This window comes from Bacillus sp. REN16 (assembly GCF_020731355.1).
Lineage (GTDB): Bacteria > Bacillota > Bacilli > Bacillales > Bacillaceae_L > Ferdinandcohnia.
In genome coordinates, this window is the sequence record NZ_JAJFZK010000035.1 from 1 (window position 1) to 15,542 (window position 15,542).

At 36.5% G+C, this 15,542-nt stretch carries 17 protein-coding genes and 1 pseudogene; 5 read left to right on the forward strand and 13 right to left on the reverse strand.

All coding sequences use genetic code 11. The annotated features are described in order from the left end of the window. Positions 1 to 286: 286 nt before the first annotated feature. Positions 287 to 1,282, reverse strand: a complete 996-nt coding sequence (locus tag LKW28_RS22010) for a LacI family DNA-binding transcriptional regulator (RefSeq protein WP_229142567.1) — start codon at positions 1,280 to 1,282, stop codon at positions 287 to 289. Positions 1,283 to 1,575: 293 nt separating this feature from the next. Between LKW28_RS22010 and uxaC the strand changes: the two genes are divergently transcribed. After that, positions 1,576 to 2,976, forward strand: coding sequence for a glucuronate isomerase (gene uxaC, locus LKW28_RS22015; RefSeq protein ID WP_229142568.1), 1,401 nt, complete (start codon positions 1,576 to 1,578; stop codon positions 2,974 to 2,976). 98 nt (positions 2,977 to 3,074) lie between these two features. Beyond that, positions 3,075 to 3,548, forward strand: coding sequence for a nickel insertion protein (larC, locus tag LKW28_RS22020; RefSeq protein ID WP_229142569.1), 474 nt, complete (start codon positions 3,075 to 3,077; stop codon positions 3,546 to 3,548). A gap of 169 nt (positions 3,549 to 3,717) precedes the next feature. Here the strand turns inward: larC and LKW28_RS23190 are convergent, their stop codons facing one another. The 6 genes and pseudogenes from LKW28_RS23190 to LKW28_RS22045 all read right to left on the reverse strand — a co-directional run bounded on the left by LKW28_RS23190 (position 3,718) and on the right by LKW28_RS22045 (position 7,268). Further along, positions 3,718 to 4,278 carry a peptidoglycan-binding protein gene (locus LKW28_RS23190; RefSeq protein ID WP_324255062.1) on the reverse strand — a complete coding sequence of 187 codons (561 nt, stop codon included), beginning with the start codon at positions 4,276 to 4,278 and terminating at the stop codon, positions 3,718 to 3,720. Continuing rightward, positions 4,255 to 4,767 (reverse strand): annotated as a pseudogene (locus LKW28_RS23195) (N-acetylmuramoyl-L-alanine amidase family protein); the annotation flags it as partial. The pseudogene LKW28_RS23195 and the gene LKW28_RS23190, both read right to left, overlap by 24 nt. 168 nt (positions 4,768 to 4,935) lie before the next feature. After that, positions 4,936 to 5,118 (reverse strand): YfhD family protein, encoded by a 183-nt coding sequence (locus LKW28_RS22030; protein ID WP_229142571.1) that lies wholly within the window; start codon positions 5,116 to 5,118, stop codon positions 4,936 to 4,938. Positions 5,119 to 5,231: 113 nt separating this feature from the next. After that, positions 5,232 to 5,348 (reverse strand): YfhE family protein, encoded by a 117-nt coding sequence (locus tag LKW28_RS22035; protein WP_229142572.1) that lies wholly within the window; start codon positions 5,346 to 5,348, stop codon positions 5,232 to 5,234. 121 nt (positions 5,349 to 5,469) lie between these two features. Beyond that, positions 5,470 to 6,027 (reverse strand): GNAT family N-acetyltransferase, encoded by a 558-nt coding sequence (locus tag LKW28_RS22040; RefSeq protein ID WP_229142573.1) that lies wholly within the window; start codon positions 6,025 to 6,027, stop codon positions 5,470 to 5,472. Between the two features lie 332 nt (positions 6,028 to 6,359). After that, complete coding sequence (locus LKW28_RS22045) at positions 6,360 to 7,268, reverse strand: TIGR01777 family oxidoreductase (protein WP_229142574.1); 909 nt, start codon at positions 7,266 to 7,268, stop codon at positions 6,360 to 6,362. A 99-nt stretch (positions 7,269 to 7,367) separates the two neighbouring features. On the opposite strand from LKW28_RS22045, the gene recX reads away from it, so the two are divergent. Continuing rightward, positions 7,368 to 8,189: a recombination regulator RecX gene (gene recX / locus LKW28_RS22050; protein WP_229142575.1), complete on the forward strand. Its 822-nt coding sequence runs from the start codon at positions 7,368 to 7,370 to the stop codon at positions 8,187 to 8,189. Position 8,190: 1 nt separating this feature from the next. Next, positions 8,191 to 8,508, forward strand: coding sequence for a YfhH family protein (locus LKW28_RS22055; RefSeq protein ID WP_229142576.1), 318 nt, complete (start codon positions 8,191 to 8,193; stop codon positions 8,506 to 8,508). Positions 8,509 to 8,870: 362 nt separating this feature from the next. On the opposite strand, the gene LKW28_RS22060 is transcribed toward LKW28_RS22055, so the two are convergent. Continuing rightward, positions 8,871 to 9,272, reverse strand: coding sequence for a DUF3450 domain-containing protein (locus LKW28_RS22060; RefSeq protein WP_229142577.1), 402 nt, complete (start codon positions 9,270 to 9,272; stop codon positions 8,871 to 8,873). 120 nt (positions 9,273 to 9,392) lie between these two features. Then, positions 9,393 to 9,659 (reverse strand): hypothetical protein, encoded by a 267-nt coding sequence (locus tag LKW28_RS22065; RefSeq protein ID WP_229142578.1) that lies wholly within the window; start codon positions 9,657 to 9,659, stop codon positions 9,393 to 9,395. A gap of 468 nt (positions 9,660 to 10,127) precedes the next feature. Here LKW28_RS22065 and LKW28_RS22070 point away from each other — a divergent pair, with 468 nt between their 5' ends. Next, positions 10,128 to 11,705 (forward strand): multicopper oxidase family protein, encoded by a 1,578-nt coding sequence (locus LKW28_RS22070; RefSeq protein WP_229142579.1) that lies wholly within the window; start codon positions 10,128 to 10,130, stop codon positions 11,703 to 11,705. Positions 11,706 to 12,076: 371 nt separating this feature from the next. Here LKW28_RS22070 and LKW28_RS22075 read toward each other — a convergent pair whose 3' ends face one another. The 4 genes from LKW28_RS22075 to LKW28_RS22090 all read right to left on the reverse strand — a co-directional run bounded on the left by LKW28_RS22075 (position 12,077) and on the right by LKW28_RS22090 (position 14,805). Further along, on the reverse strand, positions 12,077 to 12,451 hold the full coding sequence (locus LKW28_RS22075; protein WP_229142580.1) for a hypothetical protein: 375 nt from the start codon (positions 12,449 to 12,451) through the stop codon (positions 12,077 to 12,079). Positions 12,452 to 13,237: 786 nt separating this feature from the next. Further along, positions 13,238 to 13,636 (reverse strand): hypothetical protein, encoded by a 399-nt coding sequence (locus LKW28_RS22080; RefSeq protein WP_229142581.1) that lies wholly within the window; start codon positions 13,634 to 13,636, stop codon positions 13,238 to 13,240. Between the two features lie 6 nt (positions 13,637 to 13,642). Then, entirely contained in the window at positions 13,643 to 13,846 is a 204-nt protein-coding gene (locus LKW28_RS22085) for a helix-turn-helix transcriptional regulator (RefSeq protein ID WP_229142582.1), read from the reverse strand. Positions 13,847 to 14,106: 260 nt separating this feature from the next. Beyond that, positions 14,107 to 14,805, reverse strand: a complete 699-nt coding sequence (locus LKW28_RS22090) for a CPBP family intramembrane glutamic endopeptidase (protein WP_229142583.1) — start codon at positions 14,803 to 14,805, stop codon at positions 14,107 to 14,109. Between the last annotated feature and the right edge of the window lie 737 nt (positions 14,806 to 15,542).

Sequence of the window (15,542 nt, forward strand, 5' to 3'; positions counted from 1 at the left end):
GCATAGTCATGGGACTTTTTTGTGTCTGAAAACATTATTTCATACACCAGGAAATTATAAAATTCAACCTTGTAGATAGGTCGTAAATGAGTTTATCTACATCCAGCTCCAGCGCCTAGCCCCTCTATGGTCTAGCCAATCCGTCAAGAAGGTCAAAGGGCAACCTTCTAGCCGTCTCGTCTTATGCTTGTCGGGGCTGATCAAGGCGCTTGCGCTTTTGTTCATAAGATCTGTGAAACTTTAAAAATATAAAAACTAAATGGCTAGAATGTTGGATTCTAGCCATTTAGTTTTTTAAGGAGACTCCTGCCTGTGCACAAGAAGTACGTTCATTAATAACAGGTGCTAATTGCTTGAATAGTGGCGCAGTTTCATTCGATTTAATCAAAGAAAGAAGAGTACTAACCATATTACATGCGATAGTGTCAACAGGTACCCCTACACTTGTTAATGGAATTTCTGTTTTTCCCATCTGTGGGATGTTATCGTAACTGATTACTGAAAAATCCTTAGGAATAATATAGTTGGCTTCACGCAACGCACGAATAACCCCTGCACTAATATCATAACTTGCTCCAATTATTGCGGTGGGAAGAGATGATGAATCCAATAATCGCTTTGTAGCTAAATAACCATCATACCAATCGAGCCCTGCTGTATTTATTAAGTTAGAAGTGTTGAAAGGCAATTGAAGTTTATTCATTACCTTTTTCAAACCATAGTATTTTTCCATTTGGCGATCGTCAAATGGAGAAAAATCACCGACGTAGGCTATGTTCCTATGGCCAAGATTATATAAATACTCTACCGCCATGATAATTGCTTCTTGGTAATTTACATCAATGACTGAATGGTTTTTATTTTTTCCAACCCCGTAAGTTACAATTGGTACTTTTGCGGTATCAAGGACACTATTATTATTTTCATCAAATACGATAACCCCATCTACCTGAAACCGCTTAAACATTTCTAGAGACTCAAGAGTAGGATCAACAGATAAAATCATAGAATATGAATTTAATTGGATGGCCTTATTAATACTTGTAATCAATGCAGACGGAGCAATACGTTCTAGGGTTGGCCAAATAACACCAATCACCTTCGATTCCTTTGAAACGAGTCGTTGTGCGGCAAAATTAGGTTCATAACCTAATTCTTTTGCAATTTTTATTATTTTTTCTTTTGTCTCTTCTTTTACTAATGGGCTATCATTTAATGCTTTAGAGACGGTTGAGTAGCTTACCCCAGCCATCTGAGCAATATCCTTAATCGTTATATTCATGAAAACCACCTATGGAATGTATTATCTATCAAAATAAAAACGTTGTTTTTCTTAAAAATATATTTAGTATTCATCTCTTATTTCATATTTTTACAGTTTACTAGGTAAATGTCAACGTTTTCAATAGAAACATTCAAAAAAGCACTTGAAAACTACTTACTTTTAATCTAATATGAAGTAAGAATAACAACGTTTTTAATAACGTAATCAATCCTTAGTGATTCATAATGAAAGCGATTGCTATTAAAGTCCTCATTTTGGAGATAAAATTAATAAACAAGCAGGTGGACAAGATGAAAAAATTTATGGATGAAACATTTTTATTATCAAATGACACTGCAGTAGCCTTATACAATAATTTTGCAAAGGATATGCCGATTATAGACTATCACTGCCATTTGAGTCCTCAAGAAATTTATGAAAACAAAACCTTCAAAAATATTACTGAAGCATGGCTATATGGTGACCATTACAAGTGGAGAGCTATGAGAGCAAACGGAATTGAGGAAGAATACATTACAGGTAATGCATCAGATTATGATAAATTTGTTGCGTGGGCGAAAACAGTGCCAATGACAATCGGAAACCCGTTATTCAACTGGACTCATCTTGAGCTTCAACGCTTCTTTGATGTTCATGAAATTTTAAACGAAAAGTCAGCTCCTGTGATCTGGGAAAAAGTAAACGGCAAGCTTAATGATGAAGGATTTGGAGCGAGAGACTTAATTAAAAAGTCAAATGTAGAAGTGGTTTGTACGACTGACGATCCAACTGATTCATTAGAATACCACAAGCTTATTGCTGAAGATGCAAGCTTCGATGTAAAAGTATTGCCAAGCTTCCGTCCAGACAAAGGGTTGGAAATCAACCAAGACACATTTGTCAGCTGGGTGAAAAAATTAAGTGAAGTTTCCGGTATTGAGATTTCAAGCTATGATGACTTATTAAACGCACTAGAAAACCGCATTGAATTCTTCCATTCACTTGGTGGACGCGTATCTGACCATGCACTTAACAAAATGATGTATGAGCACACAACGAAGGAAGAAGCGGCAGCCGCATTTGAAAAAGGAATCAAAGGCGAAAAGGTTTCTCTTGAAGATGAGATTAAGTATAAATCCTATACATTAGTTTTCTTAGGAAAAGAATACGCAAAACGCGATTGGGCCATGCAATTACATATTCACGCATTGCGTAACAACAACTCAAGAATGGCTGGAAAGCTAGGACCTGACACTGGATATGACAGCATCAATGATGGTGAATTAGCACGTCCATTAAACCAATTACTTGATGCACTTGATGCAGAAGATGCACTACCAAAAACCATTCTGTATTCTTTAAATCCAAACGACAACTACATCCTTGGAACAACAATTGGTAACTTCCAAGGTGGAGGCAAGCCAGGTAAAATGCAATTCGGAACGGCTTGGTGGTTCAACGATCAAAAAGAGGGTATGCTTGAGCAAATGAAAGCATTAGCAAACCTTGGCCTATTCAGCCGTTTCATCGGCATGCTTACTGACTCAAGAAGCTTCTTATCTTATACAAGACATGAATACTTCCGCCGTTTAGTTTGTAACCTAATCGGAGAGTGGGTAGAAAATGGTGAAGTTCCAAACGACATGGATTTACTGGGCGATGTTGTAAAAGGAATCTGCTACCAAAATGCAAAAGACTATTTTGAGTTTTAATAAAAGGCTATAAAGGTAGCTCGCTGACTTGGCGGGCTATTTTTTTCGTGCAATGCTATACTAGCGTTAATGAATTTCTGAACGAAAGGAAGAGGATCATGGATAAAAAGCTTCCGCCAAATCATGAGCATATAGATGACGACATGATCAAGCTTGAGGTAAATCTGGATAATATGTCTGGCGAATGGCTTGGCTATGTCATGGATTTATTGTTTGACGCAGGGGCAAATGACGTCTACTACACCCCAATTTATATGAAGAAAAACCGTCCAGCCGTCCTCCTGCAGCTTCTTTGCTCAAAGAGTAAAATGGAGAAAATGAAGGAAATCCTGTTTGCAGAAACAACAACACTTGGCCTTCGGTATTATCCTCTGACCGTTCACCGACTCCAGCGAATTTTTACCGAAGTTATGACAAAATGGGGCAAAGTCACGATAAAAGAAGGTGTTTTCGAAGGAGAATCCATTCAAAAGTCTCCAGAATATGAGGATTGCCGAAGAATTGCTATGGAACATGGCATTCCACTGAAAAAAGTGTATGAAGAGGTGTGGAAAGAGATTAATAAAAGGTGAATTACTTGATTCTATAGCTGTTATTTTAAATTTATGGCTATTAAGTCGGCCTTTATGGCTGTTATTTTAAATTTATGGTCATTAGCAAGCAATTTATGGTCATTAGCTATTCAGAGCCACAAATCACCAAAAACAAAACCCACTGAAATTTACAGTGGGTTACTTCCTGCTACATATCATCCAATTCCATCTGGATAAACTTTTTCGTCTTCGGGCCGTATATTCCGTCATCTGCGAGAGCCGCATACATCGATTGGAATCTTCGAACAGCATCCTCCGTTAAAGGACCATAGCTGCCATCAATCATTTTAGGATCGAAATTGATATGCTTTAAGGCACGTTGGATCATGCGAACCTCTTCACCCTTGTCACCGCGTCCCCAAACTCCATCAGGAAGCGGAAATTGTTCATGAGTAGAATTGCCCTGCTTAATGACTTCATCAAGCTTCCTCAACGTAACTTGCCCAACTAGTCCATCGACACTCAAGCCATATCGTTTTTGGAACCGCATGACCGCACTCTCAGTTGCAGGACCGAAGCTACCATCCGCACCATAAGGAGACATTGAAAATCCAGCTTTGATTAAATCCTCTTGAATTTCTTTAACAAATGGACCGGTATCACCCCTTCGAATGGGAAGGCGGGTTGAAACCCCTGCAACAACTGGCTTCGGATTGCTCGTCGGAACCCCTTTAAAATCACGATTATACGATTCTTGTACATCATTTATAAATTCTTCCCAAGACACACCATGTGGGCGCAATGCATTTTGTGGGTCAGATCTTCTTGAGGGGTCTAACGTGCTGTGGGCCACAATATGTCTTTTCGGATCAAGATTAAATTTGTCACATAAATAAGCATGGTACCAGACATATCGATTATATGCCTCTTGGAAATTAATTTTACCGCCATGACAAAACTCTACACCAATTGCTGCATCATTTGCATCATCGCCAAACATAGCATTGTCCTTCGTTATATTGTAGCGAACATGCCATGCCTTCTCAGTAAGAGGGATGATTTCCAAAATATATTTATCATCAATAAACGTATGGGCTGATGCACTTGGCTGTGAACGGTCAAAATAGTTTCGATTCCCATAGGCCGTGGAACCAGGATTCCCTGTATCATGACTCACGATAAAACGGACCTTTGAAACCTTTTGACCTGAACGTGAATTTCCAAAACGAATATAATCTCTTGTAATTGGATACTCCATTTCATTCACCTCCATGAATTATGAGTATATGCAATCAATTCAGTTTATGCGGTAAGAGTATGTACCGTGCCATGAATATGCTTGTATCATGGAGGGGACAGGGAAAGTACGCGTTTATTTAAAATGAAAAAACCGAAGGAATTTTTCCTTCGGTTTCACTAACTTATCTTATTTCTTTTTCTTCGCCCTGGCATCTGCAGCATTAGAGCGTGCTTGTGCCTCTAAATCATCCTGGTCTGCAAGTTCACGTGAGAACTCGACATCTAGACCATCTGATTTCATGTTTTTAGGAACCTGTGGTAAGCTCCCTTTGTTCTTATCTCGTGATCTTTGTCCTCTTGATCGTCCCATTATCAACACCATCCCGAAAAATAATGGAGAGGTTTGCAAACAGCAACCTGCTCAATAATAGGATGACCTTGAAAAGAGACATCATAAGTGGAAAATTGTATGTAAAAACGATCTTACCTTTTATATCCGGCAGCTCGATCTGCCTTCTTGAATTCATTTTGATATGTAACCTCTTGCATGCTGCTTAATGTGCTTTTAGACTTGTTGTCACGCTTTTTTTCCTTTGCCATTAAAGTTCCCTCGCTTTCTAAGTAAGATAGTCTTATTTTATCCATCCTAAAAAAATCCAAACAAAAAACCCGTTAAAAAACGGGCTTGCACAGGAAGTGGCAGTTTTTAGTAGACGTTCAACTAGGCCTCTTTCAAATGTTCTTCTGAAAGCATTTGTCCAACACGTAAGGTGTGGAGTGTATATAAGTCCTTTGAAACTTCAAAAAGGTTGTAAATGTCTTCATTCGCATTTATCTGGTCAAGTAATGACTTTCGCGTTTCATTGGCTAAGGTTACATATGGGAGTTTTTGAACTGCCATCATGGAGCGATGGTTAACTTTACGAACGCGCATAAAAATGGTTTCGATTCCAAGCTCATAAAAGAGCTCAGCAAAGAATGCATCCTTAGCGGGCTGGTTGTAGCCTTTGCCGTGAAATGGTTTGCCAAGCCAAGTTCCAAGGAAACCAGCATTTTCTTCGATATCGAATAAATTAATTGTACCGATTGGAGAGCCCCATTCATCTAAAATGGTACGTGATATCAATTCACCTCGCTCTTCTGCCTCAATCGTTTGCTTTGTTAAAAATAAAAACTCTTCGTATGAATACGCCTTTTGACGCACAAAAGGAAAGACATCCGGGTGCACCATTAAGTCATAAAGAGCTTGACTATCTTGAAGTTCACGTTTTTTTAGCATCAGTTTCCCCTCCAAATGAGGACAGACCGGACCTGTGGCAGGTATTCGGATCCACCCTCGAAATTTTTTGTGTTATTAAAAAATTTCGGGGTGGGAATCGAACCCACTAGAACCAGTGAAACTGGTGGCGCACCATTTGCCTTCCCTAAAATTAGCCACTTTGAATTGGCCAAATTTAAGTTTTGTATTTTATTTTTGGTTTGATTTTTTTACTTCACTTTAGGTATCATACTCGAAACTTTTGTAAAAATAAATAGTTTTTTTGTGAATTTTTTGTATCAAATTATTGGTAATTTCGACGTTTTTGAGGAACCATGTTGCAATCTGTCGAATTACCCTTTAAATAGACTAATTAAAGCTTTGTCAACAGTCTCATAGGTAAAAATAAAGCCGTGACTTTCTAGTTTTTCCGGTAGTACTTTTTGTCCCTCCAACACTAAAATACTCATTTCACCGAGTAAAAGCTGTAAAGCAAAACCAGGTACGGGGAGCCAATGAGGGCGATTAAGAACTGATCCAACAGTTTGGCCAAACTCCTTCATTTGTACTGGATTTGGAGCAGTAAAATTAACAGTGCCGCTCACAGTTTCGTGGTGCAAGAGAAAATCGATGCCTTTCAGGACATCCTCAATATGTATCCAAGAAAGCCACTGCTTCCCGGAACCAATCGTACCACCGATAAAAAACGAATAAGGAAGAACCATCCGTGTTAGCGCACCGCCATCATCGCTAAGGACAACACCCAGTCGTAAGAAACATGTCCGGATTCCAAGGTCATGAGCTTTATTTGCTTCCTTCTCCCAAGCAGAAACCGTATTTGCAAGAAAGTCACTACCTATGTGCGAAGATTCCTCCGTGAAAGTATCGCTCTCTGAGGTTCCATAAATGCCGACTGCGCTTGCATTCAATAACACTTTAGGCTTTTTCGGCAATGAAGAGAGGATACGGTGAATTTCCTTTGTGGCAGTCAACCTGCTGTCCAAAATTCGTTTTTTACGGGCTTCCGTCCATCGTACGCTATTCAACGATTCTCCAGCCAGGTTAATCACTGCATCTACGTCGTACAGCTGCTTTTCGGGAGTGCTATTCCCAGTTAGCCATTCAACATATTGGAGATTAGGGTGATGACTTGTTTTGTCGCCACTTCTAGTTAAAATAAACACGTCATGCTGTTGGTCCAAAAGATAATCCGTAAGCTTTTTTCCAACAAAGCCTGTTCCACCTGCAATTGCAATCTTCATGTTTTTCTTCCTTTCCATCCCTTTTCCTAGATAATTCAATAAGTTTTCCATATATCCTCTAAAAAACTTATGCTACTATTAAATGGAGGTGTTATTCAGATGGCGATAATAGCGAAAATTACAACTCAAAAGAAAAACACAGAACGCTTTAATATTTTTCTTGATTACGGAAAAGACAAGGGTGAGGAATATGCATTTAGTGTGGATCAAGATATTCTAATCTCATTTCAGTTGAAAAAAGGAATGGAACTGGACGACCTTGATATTACGGAAATCCAATTTGAAGACGAAGTGAAGAAGGCCTTTAATTTGGCACTGAATTTCCTATCATATAGAATGCGATCGACAAAGGAAGTCATCGATTATCTTAAGAAAAAGGAAGTAGATGATCCGATTATTCCAGATGTGATTCATAAGCTAACCGAGTATAAATATATTAATGATAAAGAATTTTCACGGGCCTATGTGCAAACGCAAATCAATACGACAATAAAGGGTCCTGAGATTATCAAACAAGAACTGTTTGAAAAAGGAATTGAACAAGACATTCTAACAAAAAGTCTTGCCCTTTTTACAAGGGACGAGCAAATTGAAAAAGCGATAAAGCTGATTACAAAAACAATGCCAAAAAATAATAAGGAATCAGAGCGCCAAACGAAACAAAAGCTTGAACAAACGCTTCAAAGGAAGGGATATTCATGGGATGTCATTCAAATCGCCATGGAGGAAGCAGAAACAGAGAAGGATACGGATGAGGAGTGGGAAGCACTCCGGCATCACGGGATGAAGGCCCATCGTAAATATGAAAAACTGGATGGGTGGGAATATGAACAAAAGATGAAGCAAGCCCTATTTCGAAAAGGTTTTGACTTAAGCTTGATTGACAGATTCATCGATGACATAAAGGATGGAGAGAACTGACATGCAGGAAAAACGATATAGCCAAATGACAGAATTTGAATTAAGACAGGAAATCGCCAGCTTAAAGGAACAAGCACGTAAAGCCGAACAGCTTGGGATCGTAAATGAACTTGCTGTACTTGAGCGAAAAGCATCGATGGCAAAGGCATACTTGCTAAATCCAAAGGATTATAAAAAAGGGGAAAAATATGAAATTGATGGCGACCCTGGCAGTTACTTTAAAATCAACTATATCAATGGTGTATTTGCTTGGGGACATCGTGTCGGACAAGAGGACAAGGAAGAAGCTTTACCGATTTCATTACTTATTAAAGAATAAAAAACCAGAGAGGGAAAGTTATATTTAGGTTAGGTAAGTGAAACAGTTGAAAATAAAAGGACCACACATATTAGATATGTCTAAAATGTGTGGTCCAATTTTATTTCATTCTTCAACTAAAGAACCCGTTACTTTAAGTATAAACTTCACAATCTTCTTCGTTAATCAAACAAAAAAGCAATGCCTTGTTAAAATATTCATATTTGTAGTATTAATCAAAATCATTTTCTTCTTCGATTTTTAAAATTCTTCTTGGTTTTGCAAGAATCTCAACTTCGAATATTCTGTTTTCTGATGTTAATATGAAAACTTCAGGATAAATCATACAAAATTGCGAAGATAAATAAAAAGAGAGTAACCTCTTAATTTTGGTTACTCTTAATTATTTTCACAAGCAGTTTCACTTGTTCCTTGAGATCATCAATCTCTTTCACTTGATCCTTGAGATCATTAATCTCTTTCACCTGTTCCTTAAGATCATCAATCTCTTCCCGCATCTTATCCTTCTCTTGATCTGTCTTATAATCATCTACCTGTGATTGAAAATCGGCAGAAACATCTATATCTAGTTGAATGATCGCCCCAATAGTCGCCAAAGCGTCACCCACAGTAGCCAATGCACCGCCAATTATACCTAAGATTACCCCAGTATTGTTAGGTGGCTTATATTCAAAATTAACTAGGGTTGAACTAGTGTCATTAGCGTTAATGTTGGCTGTAGGAGGGAGAGAAGGGGCAATGTAAAGCCTTTTATTCTTATTCATGCACTCACCCCATAACTATAAACAAGGATTTATAGGCTCGTAATGTAAACAGTAAGATGGACCTAAATAATCAATTCTATTCTTATTTCTGTCATTCTATAAACCTAATCGTTAATCCTGCTATAAAGCTATGTTTTCTATTTGTTTTTGTAAAAGTCTTATTTTTTCTTGCGTCTGTGTCATTTGTTGTAGGGTTTGTTGCAGTTGCAATTCAAGTGGTTCTTTCTCTTTTTGGTCTTGAATTTGTTGTAGCTTATCATTTTCTAATGCAATTGCTTGCCCTACAATGCTAATTGCATCTCCTATTGTAGTTAGCCATTGTCTAAATAATTGTAAAATATCATCAGAATTAGAGTCTTTCCCGCCATTCTCAATATTACTACTCATAATATCCAATATCCCCTTCCTTATTTTGTAACTGTTCTAGGTTATGCCAAAAGGGCTTGAGTTGCATCAACTAATTTCTAATTTTCAGTGTTTTCTTGAATAATCCTGCATCGTTAGCACAATAAGAAAAGCCGCCAAAAATGGCAGCTGGATCTTCAACTCTTGCTACCCGTTAGCCACCCATGCAGCACAAAATCAGTGCTGCACCACTGAGAATGAAAATGGTTAGGAAGTGTCAATACTGATACTGACCTTAATCCAGTCAACCAATTCATAGACTTATTTATTAACGCTCTCCTCTTTTTTTAAACAATTGAGCAGGTTCTTCTTAAGTATTGTCATTTTTCTAATCTTGGGAAACTTATTTTCATAGTAGTTGAAGAAGTAGCATAGGTAAAGACATAATGAACAAGTTCACTTTCATAAACTTACTAAACAGTTCTTAATAGTAAGGAGGGATTTCTTCCTATGCCTGAAAAGTTAAAGTTACAAAAATTCGTGGATGAACTGCCTATTCCAAACACTTTATCTCCTAAGATGCGAAATAATAATAGTTCATATTACGAAGTGACCATGATGGAGTTTTATCAGAAGCTACACAGAGACCTCGGACCAACCCGTTTATGGGGTTATGAAGGAACATTTCCAGGTCCTACGTTCGAAGTAATGAAGAATGAAACCGTGTATGTTAAATGGATGAATAATCTGCCCAATAAGCACTTACTTCCCGTTGATACAACGATTCACGGTTCCGAAATCACTCTTCCAGAGGGTAGAAGCGTTGTTCATTTACACGGAGGAAGAACGCCTGCTCATAGTGACGGCTACCCCGAAGCATGGTTTACAAGAAATTTTGAACAAACAGGTCCTTTATTTGAACGAGAGGTTTATACGTACCCAAACATTGAACGAGCCACAGCGTTATGGTATCACGACCACACGGTAGGAATTACAAGATTGAACGTTTATGCGGGACTCGCAGGATTCTATCTCATACGAGACGAGAATGAACAAGCCCTTAATCTTCCAAAAGGAAATTATGAAATCCCTCTTTTAATTGTAGACCGTTCATTCAACTCAGATGGATCACTTTTTTATCCAAGCGAACCGTCTCAAACCAACACAAGTCAACATCAAACCAATACAGGTCATTCACAACAAGATAATGCAGCTCTTCCTCCTCCTCATCCTTCTCTTGTCTCACCTTTTGATGCTGATACCATTCTGGTAAACGGGAAGGTTTATCCATTTCTGGAGGTCGAACCAAGAAAATACCGCTTTCGGATTCTAAACGCATCCAATAGCCGAATCCTTACATTAAAATTGGACTCTGGTCAGCCTTTTTATCAAATTGGCACGGATGGCGGTTTTCTTGAGACAATGGTAAAAATAAATGAATTTATACTCATGAGTGCCGAGCGTGTAGATGTGATTATTGATTTTTCTCAATACTACGGTCAAACCATGATTCTCAAAAATGTCACCAAGACAGCATCCCCCGAGACAACAGATGTAATGCAATTCAAAGTCACGGTTCCACTCAGAAGCACAGATACCAGCTCCATTCCGCATTATTTAGGGCGAATTGAACAACTTTCTCCATGGATGGCAACGAGAACAAGAGATTTAACACTAGTTAGGCTAAAGGATCAATATGGCAGATCATTGAATTTACTGGACGGTAAAATGTGGATGGATCGCATATCGGAAAGGATACAGGTAAACACCGTAGAAGTATGGCGAATCATCAATATCATAGATGATGACCCCCACCCCATCCATCTGCATTTGGTTGACTTCCAAATTCTTGGACGGCAGCCTTTTGACGTTTCTCATTTTAAAAATACAGGAAAACTTATCTTTACAGGACCACCCATTCATGCTAGACCGTATGAAAGGGGATTAAAAGATACTGTTCAAACTCCCTTTGGTTTCGTTACCAACATTATAGCCCGTTTCGGACCATTTACAGGGCGATATGTGTGGCATTGTCACATGCTTGAACATGAAGATTACGAAATGATGCGTCCAATGGAGGTTTTTTAAAGTATAGGACTGGTGGATGATTCCGAATTACAGTAATCATTGTTTGATTTCGGTAATCAAAAACGTAGTCGTTTAGGGTATACCATGGATGAGATAAGAAGAAAAAAAGCATGGTTCTGCTACTTTATTAAGAGCGGTATCATTTACCAATGCGGGTACTGCTCTCCATAGAAACTAAAATAAATCGGTGGTCATAAAGGTTAAAATGCTTGGCATTCGTCAAGCTCTTTTTGTGTTTATCTTTCTGATTCAATCTCTTTTTATAAATACCTATAAAAATGAGCTGTGCAAAAACAACCTGATCTTCAACTAACGCACCCTTTAGTTGAAGAAGGATTTACTGTTAGGAAACGGATAGTCAAACATTGCCCTTATACTAATTTCAGTTTTTTTAATTTTGAAAATTTTTTATCATAGTTGGCTCTTTCAGTTAAATGATGAATCCATTTCGTTGCCTTTTCTAATTCTTCATTATCTAAAAAGCTTTGAATAATAATTTTAAAGTTAGAACTATAAGGATACTGTTCGTCTTTGCATAAATTTAGTGCGTTTTCAAAATATTTATTTGCTTTGTTTAAATCATTTAATTTACGATACATTAAACCAATATAAATTAATCCACTTCCCATTTCTAATTTTGAAAGTGGCTCTTCTATTGCTAATTCCATTATTTTTATTGCTTTTTTTCTAAATCCAATAAATTCGTAACGATTCGCTTTACTTACATATTTATCATATTTGTTCATTGTCGCTCACTCCCTAACAATACTACCTCTACCTTAACTTAAGGCAATTTACTACAATTATAACTCAGGTTACTTCTTACAATAAACTGCCCCGTTAGCCATCCATGAAGCGAACAAATCATTACTTCACCACAGAGAATGAAAATATCCTAAGATGTCTATAATGGTTCTTAACACAGTTTATCAATCTATAGATCAATGAATAGTAGCTCTCTTTTTTTACGAATTAGGAGGGTCTTCTTTGATGTTGTCTCTTTTTGTAATTAGAGAAGTTTATTTTCATGGTAGTTTAATAACTTCAACAAAAAGGTGCTTTAATCCTTCTTGGATCAAAGCACCCGTTACTTGAATAAGGAAATAAAATTTATCTACTTACTATTACTGAATAAACAAATAATATTCCCAAAACAATTCCTATAATATATTTGGAGAAATGTTTAAGTTTATCGCTTTCAAAAGTCTTAATTAACAAGTAAAAAAAACCGATTACCCAAATCCCATTTTGAAAAAAGGTAGAAATAATATTTTTTAACATATTGAAAAAGAAAAATAAGTTCATAAATATCCCTCCCATAATCTAACAAAATTTTACCACAAATATCCAAAAATTTGTTAAACTATTCTGCCCCTTTAGTATAATAACTTCAACAAAAAAGTGCGCCAATCCTTCTTGGATCAACGCACCCTATAGTTTAAGTGTAATTCTTCACAATATTAACTTATTATATGTATAATTTCAATTATTCTGTTTACCTCTAAATAATGATTTTAAATTTCGCCATATTATTAACGGTATTTTTTTGAAACTACACATTCAGTAATTGGCATAGTTATCCAAGCTAATCCAATTACAATAACAAGCGGGATATTCTTTATATCATTCATTGTATTTACTCTTTCCGAAACAACTAAGACGATTATCATCAATAAAAGTAATAGATAATAACTAATTTTTGAACTTAAAAGAGTGATATGTTTCTCCAATTCATCTTTTTCTCCTTCTTGTTTTCCATCCATTTCACCCCAAGTAACAGATTGGAAGAAAAAACCAACCCCTAAAAATACAAAGAAGAGTGTGGAAGCGTTAATTATTTCTTTTGAGATCCATTCATATATCCCATAGCCACCAATTGCAGTAATAAGCACTAAAGAACAGATTAAACTAACTTTTTTTACAGTTGTCACTTTTTCTCATTTCCTTTCATATTTAAAAATAAATAATTCTTCGATAGGAAGACCTAAAACATCAGATAAATTAAATGCCAACTCTAAACTTGGGTCATACTTATTATTTTCAATGGCATTAATTGTTTGCCTTGTTACTTTACACAAATTTCCTAATTTGCCTTGTGAAAAACCGTTCTTTTCTCTGTATTCCTTGATTCTATTTTCCATCACTAAGCCACCTTTAGATTTTGTAAGGTGTAAAACATTCTTTACACCATAATTATAAAATAAGATAAATGAGGTGTCAAATACATTTTACACTTCATTTATCTTATAAGTTCTTGCTATTTTTCTTTATTGTACTAAACTACATCGTTAGCACAAAAAGCGACTGCTCTATTGAACAATCGCACCCGTTAGTTTAATAAGAACAGAGACGCTTATTAAACAATGGCGCCCGTTAACGGAATATGTTTATAAATACCGTCTTATCCTGTTACCGTTAATAAAACTGCTATTGTATTGAATACTCCATGAACTATCATTCCTGGAATGGCAGAACCTGTCTTTTCATACACCCAAGCGAACACAACACCGTTGATGAAATTCACGGGCATTGCGTTTAAAGTTGGAAAGTGCGCTATCGTAAATATTAGCGAGCTAATCACGATTCCCCAATTCATTCCAAGTCTAACTCTTAACCAACGGTAGATAAACCCTCGATAAAATATCTCTTCATAAACTGGAGATACTACGCCAGCGGAAATAATACCAATGAGTATAGTAAACAGATTAATATTTTGCTGTAAGCTCTCCGTCTTGCTGTTATCTACACTATTACCTAATAAACTTGTTAGTAATACTACAGCTACGCTTAAAATAATGGTTATCAATAACCATATCGGGATTTTTAACCAGTACTTTGTAGAAAAACTTCTTACTCCTACCTCTTTCCATGAAAGATTTTTAGGACGTAGTGCGATAAAATATAATCCTGTCATGAGTACAATCGCAATTGTTAATCCAGTCAATGTTCCTGAGTATAGTGTATTGCTAAACAAAGATAGATAAAGTGATTGGACGCCATATTTAACAACCACAATCACAAATATAAATTCGAGTAATAGCAGTAGCGTAAATTCCTTCCCAGTCCATGTGTCCTTCTGTTTCCATGCCGAAACATTCATAACCTAAATTCCCTTCGATAATTAGTTTTTTATTAAACAATATTGCCCGATTGTTGAACACAAGTTAAACAACACTGAATACGTTTGAAACGAATAAAAGTTCCAACTTTAAATAAATTTTCCATATATAATTATCAAAAGTCCATTTTTTCTTATTGAACTAAACTGCTTCGTTAGTTGAATAACTTCAACAAAAAGGTGCATTAATCCTTCTTGGATCAACGCACCCGTTACCTTAAGTGAATCTTTTCACAAATTGTTGAAGTATCATAAAAAAAGAAATCCATTTGACATTAAACTTTATTAATATTATGAACCTTTTTTGCTAAAATCATTGCTATGTACTGAGGAATTAAATTCAATAGACTTACTACTACTATTAGTTGAGAAGAAGAAAAGGGTTTAAAGTAACCGCCATCCCACATTTCTGTATCCAACATACCTCCATTAAAATAAAATGAAATTATCATAGAAAGAATATTTCCGATTATAAATGGGATGAAATTGCAAAAATATCTCGTTAGGAATGCAAGAATGGAAGTTGATACAATCATTATCAGATACCCTATCAAAGAACGGTTAGTAAAGTCTTGTTTCATTGAAAAGTATACAAATGGAAAACAGTATAAAATAACAAAAAAGATACCAATGTATATTTTTTTCATATTAGCCCTCCCTCAATAAAGTAAGTAATATCTCCCGAATACTCCTTTTTTCTCACATTTTCATAGACACCT

Coding starts and splice junctions, on each gene's coding strand:
- LKW28_RS22075 (WP_229142580.1), bottom strand. CDS start 12,451: ATGAACAAATATGATAAATATGTAAGTAAAGCGAATCGTTACGAATTT.
- LKW28_RS22055 (WP_229142576.1), top strand. CDS start 8,191: ATGCAGGAAAAACGATATAGCCAAATGACAGAATTTGAATTAAGACAG.
- LKW28_RS22035 (WP_229142572.1), bottom strand. CDS start 5,348: ATGGCAAAGGAAAAAAAGCGTGACAACAAGTCTAAAAGCACATTAAGC.
- larC (WP_229142569.1), top strand. CDS start 3,075: ATGGATAAAAAGCTTCCGCCAAATCATGAGCATATAGATGACGACATG.
- LKW28_RS22010 (WP_229142567.1), bottom strand. CDS start 1,282: ATGAATATAACGATTAAGGATATTGCTCAGATGGCTGGGGTAAGCTAC.
- LKW28_RS22070 (WP_229142579.1), top strand. CDS start 10,128: ATGCCTGAAAAGTTAAAGTTACAAAAATTCGTGGATGAACTGCCTATT.
- LKW28_RS22090 (WP_229142583.1), bottom strand. CDS start 14,805: ATGAATGTTTCGGCATGGAAACAGAAGGACACATGGACTGGGAAGGAA.
- LKW28_RS22030 (WP_229142571.1), bottom strand. CDS start 5,118: ATGGGACGATCAAGAGGACAAAGATCACGAGATAAGAACAAAGGGAGC.
- recX (WP_229142575.1), top strand. CDS start 7,368: ATGGCGATAATAGCGAAAATTACAACTCAAAAGAAAAACACAGAACGC.
- LKW28_RS22085 (WP_229142582.1), bottom strand. CDS start 13,846: ATGGAAAATAGAATCAAGGAATACAGAGAAAAGAACGGTTTTTCACAA.
- LKW28_RS22040 (WP_229142573.1), bottom strand. CDS start 6,027: ATGCTAAAAAAACGTGAACTTCAAGATAGTCAAGCTCTTTATGACTTA.
- LKW28_RS22060 (WP_229142577.1), bottom strand. CDS start 9,272: ATGAATAAGAATAAAAGGCTTTACATTGCCCCTTCTCTCCCTCCTACA.
- LKW28_RS22065 (WP_229142578.1), bottom strand. CDS start 9,659: ATGAGTAGTAATATTGAGAATGGCGGGAAAGACTCTAATTCTGATGAT.
- LKW28_RS22045 (WP_229142574.1), bottom strand. CDS start 7,268: ATGAAGATTGCAATTGCAGGTGGAACAGGCTTTGTTGGAAAAAAGCTT.
- uxaC (WP_229142568.1), top strand. CDS start 1,576: ATGAAAAAATTTATGGATGAAACATTTTTATTATCAAATGACACTGCA.